The sequence below is a fragment of the Idiomarina sp. 017G genome, assembly GCF_004362265.1.
GTDB classification, from domain to species: Bacteria; Pseudomonadota; Gammaproteobacteria; order Enterobacterales; family Alteromonadaceae; genus Idiomarina; species Idiomarina loihiensis.
This window is the reverse complement of sequence record NZ_SNWT01000001.1, coordinates 361,511-377,217: the sequence shown is the minus strand read 5'-3', so window position 1 is coordinate 377,217 and position 15,707 is coordinate 361,511. Positions and strand designations below refer to the sequence as shown.

At 45.5% G+C, this 15,707-nt stretch carries 15 protein-coding genes; 1 reads left to right on the top strand and 14 read right to left on the bottom strand.

All coding sequences use genetic code 11. The annotated features are described in order from the left end of the window. The first annotated feature begins 37 nt into the window (after positions 1-37). Entirely contained in the window at positions 38-1,681 is a 1,644-nt protein-coding gene (locus tag DEU30_RS01840) for a tetratricopeptide repeat-containing response regulator (RefSeq protein WP_114981473.1), read from the top strand. Here DEU30_RS01840 and DEU30_RS01835 read toward each other — a convergent pair. The 14 genes from DEU30_RS01835 to pyrH form a co-directional block, all read right to left on the bottom strand. Next, complete coding sequence (locus DEU30_RS01835; protein ID WP_114981474.1) at positions 1,678-2,514, bottom strand: pirin family protein; 837 nt, start codon at positions 2,512-2,514, stop codon at positions 1,678-1,680. The genes DEU30_RS01840 and DEU30_RS01835 overlap by 4 nt on opposite strands. Further along, the gene (locus tag DEU30_RS01830) at positions 2,511-3,473 is read right to left on the bottom strand and encodes a glutathione S-transferase family protein (protein WP_114981475.1); all 963 of its coding nucleotides are present in this window, start codon (positions 3,471-3,473) and stop codon (positions 2,511-2,513) included. The genes DEU30_RS01835 and DEU30_RS01830 overlap by 4 nt, the downstream gene beginning before the upstream one ends. Positions 3,474-3,567: 94 nt before the next feature. Then, positions 3,568-4,707, bottom strand: coding sequence for a lipid-A-disaccharide synthase (gene lpxB, locus DEU30_RS01825; protein ID WP_114981476.1), 1,140 nt, complete (start codon positions 4,705-4,707; stop codon positions 3,568-3,570). Beyond that, on the bottom strand, positions 4,707-5,474 hold the full coding sequence (gene lpxA, locus DEU30_RS01820) for an acyl-ACP--UDP-N-acetylglucosamine O-acyltransferase (RefSeq protein WP_034820458.1): 768 nt from the start codon (positions 5,472-5,474) through the stop codon (positions 4,707-4,709). The genes lpxB and lpxA overlap by 1 nt, the downstream gene beginning before the upstream one ends. Next, a complete protein-coding gene (fabZ, locus tag DEU30_RS01815) occupies positions 5,475-5,930 on the bottom strand; it encodes a 3-hydroxyacyl-ACP dehydratase FabZ (RefSeq protein WP_011234085.1) in 456 nt (151 codons plus the stop codon). A 14-nt stretch (positions 5,931-5,944) separates the two neighbouring features. After that, positions 5,945-6,970 (bottom strand): UDP-3-O-(3-hydroxymyristoyl)glucosamine N-acyltransferase, encoded by a 1,026-nt coding sequence (gene lpxD, locus DEU30_RS01810; RefSeq protein ID WP_114981477.1) that lies wholly within the window; start codon positions 6,968-6,970, stop codon positions 5,945-5,947. Positions 6,971-6,973: 3 nt separating this feature from the next. Then, positions 6,974-7,489, bottom strand: a complete 516-nt coding sequence (locus DEU30_RS01805; RefSeq protein WP_051018736.1) for an OmpH family outer membrane protein — start codon at positions 7,487-7,489, stop codon at positions 6,974-6,976. Between the two features lie 44 nt (positions 7,490-7,533). Further along, the gene (gene bamA, locus DEU30_RS01800; protein ID WP_114981478.1) at positions 7,534-10,035 is read right to left on the bottom strand and encodes an outer membrane protein assembly factor BamA; all 2,502 of its coding nucleotides are present in this window, start codon (positions 10,033-10,035) and stop codon (positions 7,534-7,536) included. Between the two features lie 31 nt (positions 10,036-10,066). Then, positions 10,067-11,422, bottom strand: coding sequence for a sigma E protease regulator RseP (gene rseP, locus DEU30_RS01795; protein WP_114981479.1), 1,356 nt, complete (start codon positions 11,420-11,422; stop codon positions 10,067-10,069). After that, the gene (gene ispC / locus DEU30_RS01790; protein ID WP_114981480.1) at positions 11,419-12,612 is read right to left on the bottom strand and encodes a 1-deoxy-D-xylulose-5-phosphate reductoisomerase; all 1,194 of its coding nucleotides are present in this window, start codon (positions 12,610-12,612) and stop codon (positions 11,419-11,421) included. Before ispC ends, rseP begins: the two co-directional genes overlap by 4 nt. Before the next feature lie 4 nt (positions 12,613-12,616). Continuing rightward, entirely contained in the window at positions 12,617-13,480 is an 864-nt protein-coding gene (locus DEU30_RS01785; RefSeq protein WP_011234091.1) for a phosphatidate cytidylyltransferase, read from the bottom strand. Positions 13,481-13,483: 3 nt separating this feature from the next. Next, a complete protein-coding gene (gene uppS / locus DEU30_RS01780; RefSeq protein WP_011234092.1) occupies positions 13,484-14,257 on the bottom strand; it encodes a polyprenyl diphosphate synthase in 774 nt (257 codons plus the stop codon). 82 nt (positions 14,258-14,339) lie between these two features. Next, positions 14,340-14,897 (bottom strand): ribosome recycling factor, encoded by a 558-nt coding sequence (gene frr / locus DEU30_RS01775; RefSeq protein WP_011234093.1) that lies wholly within the window; start codon positions 14,895-14,897, stop codon positions 14,340-14,342. Positions 14,898-14,928: 31 nt separating this feature from the next. Then, positions 14,929-15,663: a UMP kinase gene (gene pyrH, locus DEU30_RS01770; protein WP_016341299.1), complete on the bottom strand. Its 735-nt coding sequence runs from the start codon at positions 15,661-15,663 to the stop codon at positions 14,929-14,931. Positions 15,664-15,707: the final 44 nt, after the last annotated feature.

The following is a 15,707-nucleotide window of genomic DNA, read 5'->3' as shown; positions in this document are numbered from 1 at the left end:
GTCGGTATGAATAAGATCAGGATACTGTTTGACGCAAATGGACAAAACCTTAGAGCTCAATAATAAACGCGTATTATTAATAGATGACCAGAAGCCCTTTCAGGTCATGCTCAAAGGCTTGCTGTTAAACTTGGGGGCGCAGGACGTACAAGTCAAGACCACCGGCGAAGCAGGTATTGCCGCTTACATTAAAAACCCGCACGATATTCTGTTAGTAGACTATAACCTTGGGCGTGGTCGCAATGGTCGTCAGGTTTTAGAGGAACTGCAAGTTCGAGGGTTAATGAAAGAGCATACTCTGTTCTTTATTATTACCGGTGACAACACCCGACCTATGGTTCTCAGCGCACTTGAACTGCAACCCGATGATTACTTGATGAAACCGTTTTCACATCGAGTGTTGCGCTCCCGTCTTGTGCGAGCCTATAAGCGTCGCATGTGGTTAAAGGACGTATTCAAAGCGCTGACAAATCATGATTATGAAGCCTGTATTGGTGCTTGCCAGAAACATATTCAATCTAACAGCCGCTACAGTAATTACTGCCGCAAACTGCAAATTGAGTTGTACAACAAAACCGGTCAATTAGATAAAGCGGAAACGGCAATTAAAGAACTACTTGAGGAAAACTCTCACAGTTGGGTCTTTCTAAAACTGGCTGAAACGCGGTTATTACAAAACTCTCCCGAAGAAGCCCTGAATATTCTTAATCATTTAATTAAGCGCATGCCTAATGCTGTTGAAGCTTATGACCTGAAAACCGAATGTTACCTTCAACAACAGCAGCTGGAAGACGCTTTGGAAAGCGCCCGTGATGCCATCACCATGGCGCCATTTTCAATTGAAAGGCAAACCAAACTGGCCCATATTGCCCGCGACAACGGCGACTTTGACATTGCCAAGCAAGCCATGAACAACGTTTTGCAAATAGCTCGTAAATCGGTTTTTCGTAACGCACATCACTTATGCAACTATTTACGCAGCATTTTAGATGCGGCCGAAAATAGCGATACACCGCAGCAAATCAGTAAGTATCAGACGGAAGCAACAATGGAGCTGCAACGAGCCCGCTATGACGAGCATCTGTTGCATGCCGATATTTCGTTTGAGGATTTGGAATCCATTTTATTATCGCGTATTGATTCATTTAATGGTCGTTTACGCGAAGCTCAGCAACGCTTAAACGAGGTTGTTGGCGAAAAACTGGCGCACAACCAGCCTATCAATAAAGACTTACTACCTGACGTTATCGCCATTTTACTGGATGTCGGGGAGTATGAAAAAGCGAATGCGCTAGCAGCGAATCAGGATGAAAACCCGACTCTTGACAGTTATACCACTAAAATTTTACAGGCACGCTTAGCTGCAGCTCAAAAACAGCAGGATAACTTCTTTGAAGTTCATAAGGCGGGCTTAGATGCTTATCAGCAAGGCAACTATATTCGTGCACTGGAGCTGTTTCGTAAAGCCATGGAGGCCGCGCCAATGAATAGTGGTGCTGCACTTAACTTTATTCAGGCGGCCGTCCGTTATGTTGAAGAAATTCCAGGTGGAGAGCGAGTTCGGCTTAAGAAAGAATGCGATAATTGCTTTAAAGTCTTAGAGGGGCTCCAATTATCCAGTAGCCACAGTAACCGCTATGAGCGGTTACTGGAGCAAACTGAAGGGTTGGAACTGCGCTAGCTCAGCTTTTGGTTAGCGGCTAACTGACCTGATTGATAATCCTTAATAGCCTGCTCAATCTGATCCGACGAATTCATGACAAAAGGACCGTGTTGGGCAATGGGTTCTTCAATAGGTTTAGCGGCCAACAAGATAAAGCGCGCATGTTCAGTAGCGGAAAAATCTAAGGTTTCAGCAGGATCAAGCAAGATCAACTCGCCCTCTTTCGCCGCCTCCCCATTCACTGTCAGCTCACCCTGATAAACATAAGCCAAGCGTCGTTTTTGCCCTTGTGACGGCAAGCTGAAGCTTTCACTTCCTAAGTGAACATCCAGCATTAGAAAGTCTCTTCCCGGCGCGTTTACGGGGCCTTCCTGTTGCTGGTATCGCCCTGAAATAATCCTGATCAGAGCATCATTATTTTTCAACTCAGGAATACTGGCTGCCGGATAGTCGTGCCACTCAGGTTCACTCATTTTTTCATCGGCCGGCAAATTGACCCAGAGCTGAAAGCCCCACATAAGGCCTTCAACTTGCTTCGGCATTTCGGCGTGAATAATACCTTTCGCTGCTTTCATCCACTGCACACCACCAGCATCCACTTCACCGCTATTACCAACAGAGTCTTTATGCTCCATCGTACCCGCCAACATATAGGTCAGGGTACAAAAACCACGGTGTGGGTGCGGCGGAAAACCGGCAATATAGTCGTCCGGGTTATCGGAGCGAAACTCATCCAGCATTAAAAACGGGTCCTGATGCTTTAAACCCGGCTGGTTAATAATACGAGTGAGTTTAACTCCCGCGCCGTCCTGCGCTGGCATTCCCCGGTGTTTGGCTAAAATAACACTCATGACTGGCTACTCCCCTTGCTACTACGGTTATGTGCCTGATGAAAATCGATTTCCGGCCCCTTAGGCACTATTTGCGTCGGATTAATGGTTTTATGACTGGCATAGTAATGCGTCTTAATATGGTCCATCACGACGGTCTCCTCCACGCCCGGATGCTGGTATAGCTCCAATAGGTAATTCCACATGTTAGGATAATCGACAATGCGCTTCTTATTGGTTTTAAAATGCCCAAAATAAACCGCATCGAAACGCACCAGAGTAGTGAATAAGCGCCAGTCCGCCTCGGTTAACTCGTCACCGGCTAAATAGCGGTTCTGACTAAGAATGTTCTCTACTTTGTCTAAGGCAGCGAATAGCGATTCATACGCTTCTTCATACGCCTGTTGTGTAGTCGCGAAGCCACTGCGGTAAACACCGTTGTTAATGTCGTTATAAACCCATTCATTAACTTCTTCTATCTGCTTTTGCTTATCTGCAGGAAAGAAGTCCAGTGTATTCCCGGTCAGTTCATTAAACGCGGAATTAAAAATACGGATAATTTCGGCCGACTCATTGTTCACAATGGTCTGATTTTTCTTATCCCACAGTACTGGAACGGTTACTCTTCCGGTGTATTCCGGGTCGGCTTTTAAATACAGCTGATAAAGAAAGTCCGCGTCATACAGTGGTTCGTTAAGTGGCGCATCAGCAAACTCCCAGCCATTCTCCAGCATTAGCGGATGCACAACGGAAACGTCGATATGACTTTCCAGACCTTTTAATTTACGGAAGATAAGCGCCCGGTGAGCCCACGGACATGCGTAAGAAACGTAAAGGTGGTAACGCCCGGATTCAGGCTCAAACTCAGTACCCTGCGCTACGGTATTGCGAAATTGTGATTCGCTACGGACAAAGCGGCCACCATGTTTTTTGGTGTCATACCACTTGTCGTGCCATTGACCATCAACTAATAAACCCATAATAAACTCCTTAAGTTGGTATACCCTTATAATAGAGTCTATTTTTTGGAATTATTAGCGCATTATTTTCTATTTATTTTTCTAAAAAATAGAACTATAGAAAAGATTCAACCACATCAGCGGCTTTTTCGCTCGCCGACACCTTCAATTGCTGGTGAATATTCGTAAACTGCTCCAAAAGCGGCTGGTTGTCTTGCTCAATTAACCGCACTAGCGCTTGTTCGATTGCCTCTTCCGAAGCTTCTGATTGAGCCAGTTCCGGCACAATTTCTTTACCCGCTAAGAGGTTAGGTAAAGAGAAAAAAGGTGCGTGAAACAAACGTTTAATGATTTGATAAGACAACCAATGAAAACGATAAGCGACTACCATTGGCCGTTTAATCAGCAAGGCTTCAAGCGCAACAGTTCCCGACGTTAGCAGTAAATAATTGGCTGCCGCCATAACTTTTCGACTTTCACCAACAGGTAATACAATATCCAGTTCAGGACTGAACTGATCAACTAATTCCCGAAATTGTATGGCTCGAGCTTCGCTTATCATAGGAGCAACAAAGCGTAATTCCGGATATTTTTTTGCTAGCTTGTTCGCTACATTCAGAAATACCGGCGCCATACGGGCAATCTCACCCTTACGACTTCCAGGTAAAATGGCAAGATACGTAACATCAGGTTCAAGTTCCAGCTCGTTACGTGCTTCCGTCTGTTGCCACTGCATAGGAATATCATCTGCCAGAGGGTGACCAACAAAGGTTGCTGGTAGCTGGTGTCTATCGTAGAAGTCTTTCTCAAAAGGCAATAAACACAGTACGTGATCCACTGCCTTTTTTATGCCTTTGATACGACCTTCACGCCATGCCCAGACAGATGGACTGACATAATGAATAGTAGGGATACCGGCTTTTTTAAGGCGAGCTTCAACCGTCAGATTAAAGTCAGGAGCATCAATGCCTATCATCACATCCGGTTGCTCAGAAATAAGATAGTTGACCAGGTTCTTTCTGTGTTTTAACAGCTTAGGAAGTTGCTGAAAGACCTCAGCAATGCCCATAACGGCCAAATCATCCATGGCAAAGAACGAGTCCATTCCCCGTTCTGCCATTAAAGGCCCGCCGACTCCAATAAAAGTTGCATTGGGGTGACGTTTGGCAATGGCCTGCATTAGCCCGGCGCCTAACAGATCACCCGAGTGCTCACCGGCAACAATAGCTATTTTAGGCGGCTGATTGCAGCTCATTACGGACGAATAATGCCTCGTGAACTGTTTTCAACAAAAGCTTTAAAACCATCCAGCACCGGTTCATTTAATGCTGAAATACCTTCCAGGGCTTCGTCTACAGTCAGGCTGGAACGGTACAAAATTTTATAGGCACGACGGACATTTTGAATTTGTTCGGGCGTATAGCCGCGACGCTTTAAACCCTCGGAATTGATTGTTCTGGGCTTGGCGTTATGACCCTGCGCCATCACAAAGGGAGGGATATCCTGAACGATAATAGAGTTAACCGCGGCAAAAGAGTGAGAACCAATATGACAAAATTGATGCACACCACTCATGCCACCCAGAATAACCCAGTCACCTACGTGAACATGGCCAGCCAGAGTAACCTGATTAGCAAAGATATTGTCATTACCTATGACGCAATCATGCGCAACATGTACGTAGGCCATAAACAGGTTATTATCGCCAATTTTAGTTAACGAGTTATCCTGCACCGTGCCACGGTGAATGGTTACCGACTCACGGATGACGTTGTTGTCACCAATCTCAAGCTGTGTCGGTTCACCGTCGTATTTCTTATCCTGACAGTCTTCACCAACCGACGCAAATTGATAAATGGTATTATTTTTACCAATGGTTGTCGGGCCTTTTAAAACAACATGAGAGCGGATATCGCAGTTGTCGCCGATAACAACATCGGGGCCAATAACCGTCCAGGGACCGACACTAACGTTAGTACCGAGTTTGGCGCTGGGATCGATAATTGCGGTTTCGTGAATCACTTAAACTTCTCTTCTTGCACAAATAATTTCGGCAGTACAGGCAACGTCACCGTCGACTTCCGCGCGGCCGGTAAATTTCCAGATACCACGACGTTCTTTTTCGAAGGTAACGAAGAAATCAACGGTATCACCGGGGATAACCTGACGTTTAAAACGAGCATTATCGATACCGGCAAAAAGGTACAAATCGTTTGCATTCTTTTTGCTTTCGGTAATTTTAAAGCCTAATAAACCACAAGCCTGAGCTATAGCTTCGAGCAATAACACTCCCGGGAAAATAGGCTTAGCCGGAAAATGCCCATTAAACATAGGCTCATTAAAAGTCACGTTTTTTATCGCGTGCAATGAGTCTTTAGAGTTTGTTTCTATAACTCTGTCTATTAATAAAAACGGATAACGATGAGGCAGTAAATCTAATACGCCCTGAATATCAAACCCTGATTCCGTAATTTTCAAACCTTTCACCTTACTCAATTATTATCGTCAGCTTGTTTTTCTAACTCTTTGACACGCTTGAAAAGATCATCCAGCTGACGGAATCTCGCTCCATTACGTCGCCATTCACGATGTCCACTGGCAGGAATACCTGACGCATAAACACCTGGCTCGGTGATTTCTTTTATCACCATAGCAAATCCCATAATTTGCACGTCGTCGCACACACTAATATGACCGTTAATAGCCGAAGCTCCGCCTATCATACAACGCTTACCAATGCGACAGCTACCGGCTAGTACAGTACAGCCCGCAATAGCCGTGTCTTCATCAATGAAAACGTTATGTGCTATTTGACATTGGTTATCAATAATACAACCCGACGAAATAATGGTGTCATCCAGCGCTCCACGATCGACCGTTGTACTGGCACCAATTTCAACGTTGTCTTTAATAACGACACGCCCCAACTGAGGGATTTTTAGCCATTTACCATTATCAGGTGCCCAGCCAAAACCGTCAGCACCAATAATAGAACCGGAATGAAACAGGCAGTCATCGCCAATAACACAACGATGGTAGATTTTAACGCCTGACCAAAGTGTGCACCCAGAGCCAATTTGCGTTTCAGAGCCAATATAGCAATGTGATCCAATACTGGTGTTATCACCAATTATAGCGCCATCATCAATGACCGTATATTCGCCAATGCTAACATTTTTGCCTATGCTGGCTGACTGCGCAATTTTCGCAGATTCAGCGACACCCTTCGCTGGTTTCGGCGTAGTGTCTAATAGCTGCGCTATTCGAGCAAAAGCCGCGTAAGGGTTGGACACCCGAATCGCGTTATCAATCGCATCGCTGTCGTCTCTTTCAGAGACAATAACAGCACCCGCAGAGGTTGTTTCTAACTGGCTTTTGTAACGGCTATTCGCCAGAAAAGCGATAGCGTCACCAGTAGCAGACTGCAAGGTCGCCACGCGCAAAATGGGGAGCTGCGAATTGCCTCGCACCTCCCCACCCACATGGTCAGCCAACTGCTGCAATGTGTACTCAGACATAAATTAGTTACCTGAAGTCATTTTCTCGACAACGGCGTTAGACAAGTCATTATCGGCTTTCATGTAAGTAACCGCGTTGCTTTCAAGAACCATGTCGTAGTCTTTAGCTTCTGCAACAGCAGTAATCGCGTCCTGAACTTTTCCAAGTAGCTTGTTACGTTCTTCATTTTGGCGACTACGAGTATCTTCTTGTAACGCTTTGCTCTTCAGCTGTGCTTCAGAGATCGTTTGCTCAAGATCACGCTCTAACTGAGTTTTCTCAGAAGCGGACATGATTGATGCATCGCGTTCCTGTTTTTGACGCAGTTCCTGAACTTTCTGTTCAAGGCGACGCATTTCTTCAAAGCGATCCTGAAACTCAGTTTGCAGTTGTTCTGAAATTTGCTCACGTTGTGGCAACTGCTGGAATACTTCCATCATATCGACCACACCTATTTTTTGTTGTGCCTGTGCGGCACCAGCAAAAAGTGCTGTGGAAACAGCAACCGCTGCAGCTGTAGATTTAATTAACTTTTTCAAGGTAAAACTCCTTCAAATTTTATCACTATATTTAATTATTATTATCAGAATGTGGTTCCGATATTAAATGAGAACACTTGGGTTTCATCACCCTCAACTTCTTTCAAAGCCCGACCTAACGAGAAAGTTAATGGGCCCATTGGAGATATCCATTGCACTGACACACCAGCCGATGCACGGAAGTCCCCCGGCGAACTATAGTCGGTTAACGGTTGTGGACTGGTATTCTCCAAGTCCTTGTATCTATCGTAGTCGAATTCAGTATCCCAAACCATACCAAAATCAACAAAGACACTAGTTCGTATGCTATTACGCATACCCTCATCAACAAATGGCGTCGGTACAATCAGCTCCACTCCGCCAGACACTTTAGCGTTACCGCCTAAAGAGTAATTGTTTTGCACAAACAACTGCTGGTTACCCGTTTCTGAACTGTAGTTCGGTGTCGGCAACCCGGTGAAATCCGGAATACCCTCAGAGTTGACCGACTCAGGTACAACATAGACAGCCCTCGGACCGACAGTATTAGGTTCAAAACCGCGTAAATCGCCCTGACCACCAATACGGAAGTATTCCCAGAACGGTAAGAGGTAATCATTTCCAGCATCGTCTTCACCGTAACCGTTACCATAACCTAAATTCAGTCTGGTGAGAAATGACCACTGCTGGTCACGACTTAACGGATAATAGTGCTTGTACTCATAGTTTAAACGAAAATACTTTACGTCACTAAATGGCGCCGAAATTTCGGCACTAGCACGCTGCGAGGATCCACTAGTCGGGAATGTTCCACGATTAAGCGTCACCCGAGACCAACCGGCATTTAATTCATAAATATCGAAACTGATTGGTCGCTCCGGATTCTGGTCATCCAGATAAGAGCGGTAAAACTGCTGGATTTGCTCGATACTTTGGTTCTGCGAATTAACACTCACTTCCTGATTTTTATAACCCACGCCAAAGTTTAAGCGGTTAATTTCATCTATTGGAAAGCTAAGTCCCGTGGATAACCCATAGGTTTTCTGATTATAGTTAACGAGGTTTTGTGCATTACCTGCGTCAAACTCGCTCATATAAATCTGACCTGAGAGTCCAACACCATTCATAGTGAAATAAGGGTCGGAATACGACACACTGACGTTTTTATTAAAACGACTGGTACTGATATTGAACCCGACTCGGGTACCCGTACCTAAAAAGTTGTTTTGCTGAACACCTGCGTTAAGTTGCAGACCTGAGTAGTCTCCGTAACCAATACCCGCATTAAAGGAACCTGAAGGTTGCTCTTTAACCTTATAAGTCACATCTACCTGATCATCCCGGCCTTCAACCCGTTCAGTGGACGTTTCTACGGTTTCGAAATAGCCCAGACGCTCAAGACGAACTTTACCTTGCTCAATGTTGCTGTCAGACAACCATGCGCCTTCAAGTTGACGCATTTCACGGCGTAACACCCGGTCTTTGGTCGCGCCATTGCCTTCAAAATTAATATGACGAACGTAGACGCGTTTTCCTGGGTTTATCGAAAAGGTAATTTTAACCGTTTTATCTTCATCATCGTGCTCAGGGATAGCTCTAACTTCTGGATACGCATAACCATAGCGACCATAAAAGCGGCTGATCATGTCTTCAATATAAGTAACCTGTGCCGCGTTATAGAGCGTGCCTTTCTCAATTTTAGCAATTTTTCCAACCAACTCGTCATGGCCTTTTAAATCACCAATGACATCGGTCTCGCTAATTTTATATTTATCACCTTCACTGACATTTATAGTGATATAAATGCCTTCGCGATCCGGCGTCATAGAGACCTGTACAGACTCTACCCGGAAGCGCAAATAGCCGCGGTCACGATAAAATGACTCTAAGGTTTCCAGGTCACCGCTTAATTGTTGTTTCTGGTAACGCTTTTCGCCTATAAAGTTCCACCATGGAAGGCTATCCCGAAGTTCAAAGGTATCCAGTAATAGCTCATCAGCGAAAGCTTTATTGCCCACAATATTAATTTGCGCAATTTCCGCCGCATCACCTTCTTCAAAGTTCATGCGTAACTCAACACGGTTACGTGGCAAGTCCACAACCTGAACTTCCACCGACGCATTATATTTACCCACACTGTGATAAAAGTCTTCCAGACCTTTTTCAATGCCAGAAATAGTGGTTCTGTCTAAAGGTTCACCAGTAACAATATTATTATCAACTAAGCTTTCCTGAAGCTGCTCGTCTTTAATATCGCTGTTACCTTCAAAGGTGATTTCGGCAATGGTTGGCCGTTCACTAACAGTGAAGATCAAAGTGTCTTCACTTCTGCGCGCATCGATATAGTCGAAATGAGTAGAAGAATAAAGTGAGCGAATAGCGCTGCGAATTTGCAACTCGCTAACTTCGTCACCGACTCTCACAGGTATGTAGGTTAACGCAGCACCTAAAGCGACACGTTGTAATCCTTTTACTTCAATATCTTCGACAACAAATTCATCTTGTGCGTAGGCTGGTGCTACTGCACCTGCAATCATGGCACTCACTAACAGCTTTTTAAACGTCATTATCACTAGCTACTTATTGTTAATTCGTGACTCAGAATGCGAAACGGGCGATGTCATTTGATATTGCTAACGCCATCAACGCGAATACCAGCACCCCACCAATCCTATAGCAAACGTCTTGCACTCTTTCGGATACCGGCTTACCGCGCACCCATTCAATGCTGTAAAACATCAAATGACCGCCGTCTAATACCGGTAAAGGTAATAAATTAATTATCCCTAAATTGACACTTAACAGCGCCAAAAAACTTAAAAAATAAACGAACCCATTGCTGGCACTAACTCCAGCACCTTCGGCAATACTTAAAGGCCCTGCCAGGTTCTTTACAGAAACATCTCCGGTCAGCAGTTTACCTATCATTTTCACGCTAACAACCATCAATTCCCAAGTTTTTTCTGCGCCTTTCGCTAAGCCGCTAAAAAAACCATATTGATGCGTGAAAACGTAATCATCTGGCAAAGGCTCTGTTACCGGAACTACGCCAAGGTAGCCTATGACACCATTTTGGCTTTCCCGTTCCCCTATTTGAACAGAAATTTGCTGCTCAACCTGATTCCTCTGAACCGTAAATAAAACGTCCTGTCCCGCCGATTCAGCGATTATTTTACGTATTTCAGTCCAACTTTCGACACTTTCATCACCAATTCGGGTGATTGTGTCACCTTCTTTTAATCCGCCGGCCTCGGCTGGGGAGCCACTTTCTACCTGGCTAAGTTCGGTATAAACAGCGGGTTGATAAACCTCAATTCCCAAACTGCCAAAGGTCGATTCCGTTTCCGGATCAAACTGCCAGCCACTTAAATTCAGTGTGCGTTTTACTTCGTCACCGTCCGGCGTTCTTAATGTGAGTACTGTTTCATCGTCGCCAATTGCCGACATAAGCCCCAGCTGAACCTGTTGCCAGTCATAGGCTTCAACATTATCAACTGAGAGAATTTCGCTACCTCTTTCAAGCTGAGCTTCGGCTGCAACAGAGTCGGCTTTTACATAGCCGATAACCGGTTTCACCGTGGGAACACCAATGCCAAACATCAACCATAAAACAGCGACCGCTAAAACAAAGTTCGCGATTGGACCGGCAGCAACTATCGCAAAACGTTTATATACTGATTGCGCGTTAAAGCTAACATCTCGCTCTTCCTCGCTGACATCATCAATACGTTCGTCCAGCATGCGAACGTAGCCACCAAGGGGAATAATCCCCAGTTGATAAACCGTGCCGTCTTTGCCTTCACGTTTCCATATAGCCCTGCCAAAACCTACCGAGAAAGTTAACACTTTTACACCGCAGCGGCGCGCAACCCAAAAGTGCCCAAACTCGTGAAAAGCAACTAAAATACCGAGAGTTACAACGAAGGAAAAGAAATACCAAATTGCGTCTATCACTGTGCGTACTCCTGCAACCATTTATTGGCTGCTAAACGCGCTTGTTTATCTATGGCTAACAGCGTCTCTAAGCTGTCGGCCTCATCAGCTTGTATTGACTGCAATACCGAATCACAAACTTTTGCAATATCAGTAAAACCAACCTGTTCTTGTAAAAATGCAGCAACGGCAACTTCGTTCGCCGCGTTTAAAGCCGTAGTGGCCCACTGCCCTTCCCAACATGCTTCTATCGCCAACTGTAAACACGGATAACGTTGCGCTTCGGGCTGCTTAAAGGTCAGTTCGGCTATTTGAGTAAAATCTAAGCCCGCAACACCGCTTTCTAAACGCTCTGGATAACCCAACGAATGGGCTATAGGCGTGCGCATGTCCGGTTCACCCATTTGAGCAAGTACGGAACCGTCGGTGTATTGCACCATAGAATGAATAACGCTCTGCGGGTGAATAACAACTTTCAGTTGGTCACGCGAACAATTGAATAACCAGCGGGCTTCAATGTATTCCAGCCCCTTGTTCAGCATGGTGGCAGAATCCACTGAAATTTTCCGACCCATGGACCAATTTGGGTGATTGCATGCCGCACCAGGGGTTTGTTGCGGCAACTCCTCAAGAGGTATATCGCGAAACGGACCGCCGGAGCCGGTTAACAGTAAATACTGAATGCCATGCTCCGCTAACGCCATAGTACCAACCTGTTGCTGCGCAGCCTGGGGTAAACACTGAAAAATAGCGTTGTGTTCGCTGTCGACCGGAATAATTCTAGCGCCGGAACGTTGAGCATGATCAATAAACAACTGACCGCTCATAACCAGAGCTTCTTTATTGGCTAACAGTACATCTTTACCTGCGTCAATCGCAGCTAGTGTCGGTGATAGTCCGGCCGCACCGACTATAGCCGCCATAACCACATCCACCTCACCGTCCGAACTGACCTCAGCTAAAGCCTGATCTCCATACATAACCTGAGTTGAAGTCTGTTGACCGAGAAGCGCTTTAAGCTCCGCAGCAGCATTTTGTGAGCCCATAACCGCGTATTGCGGATTATGCTTTACACAAAGCTCAGCCATAGCACTAATCTGGCTATGGGCTGTTAAGGCAAAAACCTGAAAGTCATCCGGATGCCGTGAGACAACGTTCAATGTGTTTTGACCAATAGAGCCGGTTGCTCCCAAAACTGTTATTCGACGCATAGGTTTAATGCAAAAACTCCAGATAAGCTAAGGTGAAAATAGGCACTGCAGCGGTAAGACTGTCAATACGGTCAAGAATTCCCCCGTGCCCGGGTAAAATTGAACCGCTGTCCTTAACCCCTGCACTACGCTTAAACATGCTTTCGTTTAAATCACCAAATACTGAAGCAACCACAGTAAACAATCCGGTTAAGTAATAACCGGTAAACTGATCGGCAGGCACTTTAGTCCAGTGCGCCACAACCATCATCACCACAAAAGCTAAGGTCACACCACCACAAAGGCCTTCCATTGTTTTACCCGGGCTTACCGCTGGCATCATCTTATTACGGCCATAACGCACGCCGGCAAAATACGCACCAACATCAGCAGCCCAAACCAGCAGTAAAATAAAGAGAACCACCCAGCCACCAAAGAAGCGCGACTCATCAATATCAATTGAGCGAACCGTGACTAATGCCGCCCAGGTAGGAATAAAAATTAACAAACCAAATACACCGACAATGGCTCGGGTTCGTGACCACATACGTCGGCTGGAGGGATAATTTACGATCATTGCCAACGCAACGACCCACCAGACACCGCCAGCCAAAATAGTGTAGTAGATGAGTTTAGAGAGCTCACCGCCCTCCCACAAATGCTCGTAGGGAGCCAGCCAGGACAACACGCCAATTATGGCGCCGACAAATAAGGTGTAAGCGATGCGCGCTGAAATGCGACGCACGCCCATTAGCGGAGACCATTCCCAGGCGCCCAGCATAAGGACCCCCTGAATGAAAAGAGCAAAGCCCCACAACGGCAGCATAAAAACACCGTACAGTGCCACCGGAACCAGCAATAGTGCTGTAATAATACGTTGTTTTAGCAAGTGTTATTCCTCTATCCGAGTTTCTATGCCTTGCATTAGCACGGTTAATTGTTCGCTCGTTAAACCAAAACGGCGTTCCCGTTGCGCAAAATCTGTAATTGCCTGAGCAAAGGCCGTATCGTCAAAATCAGGCCATAATACTGAGGTGAAATACAGTTCGGCATAAGCCAGCTGCCATAAAAGAAAGTTACTGATACGATGTTCACCGCCTGTACGAATAAGTAAATCCGGCAAAGGCTGGTCTGCCATCATCAATTCGCCTGCTATTGTCTGTTCAGTAATTTCCGCCGGTTCTATTTCACCCGCTTTCACTCTCTCAGCTAATCTACGACTGGCTTGTGTAATATCCCACTGACCGCCGTAGTTCGCCGCTATGTTTAGATTGAGTCCGCTGTTACTGCGCGTTTGCTCTTCTGCTTCACTCATGCGCTTTTGCAAACGCTTTGAAAAAGCCTCTTTGTCACCAACTATGCGCAAGCGAATATCGTTGTCATCTAATTTTTTAATTTCGCTTTTCAGTACTGACATAAACAATTCCATCAATACCGAGACTTCAGTTGCCGGACGCTTCCAGTTTTCACTACTGAATGCGAACAAAGTCAGTGACTCAATACCGTTACGGCGAGCAAAAGCAACAGCCTTGCGCACTGCTTCCGCGCCGGCTTTATGCCCGAAGGTTCTTATTTTACCGCGTTGTTTCGCCCAGCGCCCGTTACCATCCATTATAATGGCAACATGCTTGGGGACTAACTGCTCAATTGACGGTAATTCTTTCATTCAATCTGCCGTAAACATTAAAAAACGCCGTGCGAGTATACCTGACACGGCGTCATAGACCAACGTAGGGACGGTTTGATGGTTAAATTTCCATCAAATCCGCTTCTTTTGCTTTCAGAGCTTCATCAATTTGCTTCACGAATTTATCGGTCAGTTTTTGAATCTCTTCTTCAGCATTACGTTCTTCGTCTTCAGTAATTTCTTTCTCTTTCAGCAGATCTTTAATATCGCCATTAGCATCGCGACGAATATTACGTACCGCAATACGTCCATTCTCAGCTTCGGCACGAACAATTTTAACTAAGTCGCGACGACGCTCTTCTGTCAACGGAGGTAATGGAATACGAATAACTGCGCCTGCTGAGGCCGGATTCAGACCCAAATCAGAATTAATAATGGCTTTTTCAACTGCCGCTGAAGCTGACTTATCAAACACTGTCAGAGCCAGAGTTCTGGAGTCTTCCGTGGTGATATTAGCTAACTGCTTAAGAGGCGTGTCAGTACCGTAATAGTTCACCATGACACTGTCCAGTATGCTTGGATGAGCACGACCCGTACGCACTTTTGACATTTGACTGCGCAGCGACTCAACACTTTTTTCCATGCGATCTTTAGCGTCTTCTATAGTTTCTTTTATCACTGTCTTATACCCTTTTATTCAATAACTGCGTTTACTCTGCGTTCTTGCTAATCAGTGTACCTTCTTCTTCACCCATTATCACGGCTCGTAAGGCACCCGGCTTATTCATATTAAACACCCGGATAGGCAAAGCGTGATCACGCGCCAGAGTAAAAGCCGCTAAATCCATTACTTTTAACTGTTTTTCCAGTATATCATCGTAATTAATATGCTTATACAAAGTCGCATCCGGGTTACTCACCGGGTCATCAGAATATACTCCGTCAACCTTGGTTCCCTTAAGTACGACTTCAGCTTCAATTTCGATACCGCGCAAACAAGCGGCAGAATCTGTAGTAAAGAACGGATTACCGGTTCCCGCAGAAAATATCACTACACGTCCTGATTTTAGCAAACTGATGGCTTCTGCCCAGTTGTAACTGTCACAAACACCGGTCAATTCAATAGCTGACATTAAACGTGCGTTAACAAAGGCTCGGTGTAAAGCGTCGCGCATAGCCAGGCCATTCATTACTGTGGCCAACATGCCCATGTGGTCGCCCACAACCCGATTCATACCAGCTTTTGCTAAGCCTTCTCCACGGAATAAGTTACCGCCCCCAATGACTAAACCAACCTGAACCCCAAGTTCAACCAATTCTTTAATTTCCTGCGCCATACGATCAAGTACTTTGGCGTCAATACCAAATGGCTCATCTCCCATAAGGGCTTCACCACTGAGTTTTAACAATATGCGTCGATAACTGGGTTTCGGATGGGTGCTCATCATTGCCTCTACTCTTTCCTTTAGTTTAAAAAAAACCGCGTCCT

Bases quoted from the DNA above. Each gene is read 5' to 3' on its own strand.
- DEU30_RS01835 (WP_114981474.1), bottom strand. From the start codon at position 2,514: ATGAGTGTTATTTTAGCCAAACACCGGGGAATGCCAGCGCAGGACGGC.
- DEU30_RS01830 (WP_114981475.1), bottom strand. From the start codon at position 3,473: ATGGGTTTATTAGTTGATGGTCAATGGCACGACAAGTGGTATGACACC.
- uppS (WP_011234092.1), bottom strand. From the start codon at position 14,257: ATGAAAGAATTACCGTCAATTGAGCAGTTAGTCCCCAAGCATGTTGCC.
- ispC (WP_114981480.1), bottom strand. From the start codon at position 12,612: ATGCGTCGAATAACAGTTTTGGGAGCAACCGGCTCTATTGGTCAAAAC.
- bamA (WP_114981478.1), bottom strand. From the start codon at position 10,035: ATGACGTTTAAAAAGCTGTTAGTGAGTGCCATGATTGCAGGTGCAGTA.
- pyrH (WP_016341299.1), bottom strand. From the start codon at position 15,663: ATGAGCACCCATCCGAAACCCAGTTATCGACGCATATTGTTAAAACTC.
- lpxB (WP_114981476.1), bottom strand. From the start codon at position 4,707: ATGAGCTGCAATCAGCCGCCTAAAATAGCTATTGTTGCCGGTGAGCAC.
- DEU30_RS01840 (WP_114981473.1), top strand. From the start codon at position 38: ATGGACAAAACCTTAGAGCTCAATAATAAACGCGTATTATTAATAGAT.
- lpxD (WP_114981477.1), bottom strand. From the start codon at position 6,970: ATGTCTGAGTACACATTGCAGCAGTTGGCTGACCATGTGGGTGGGGAG.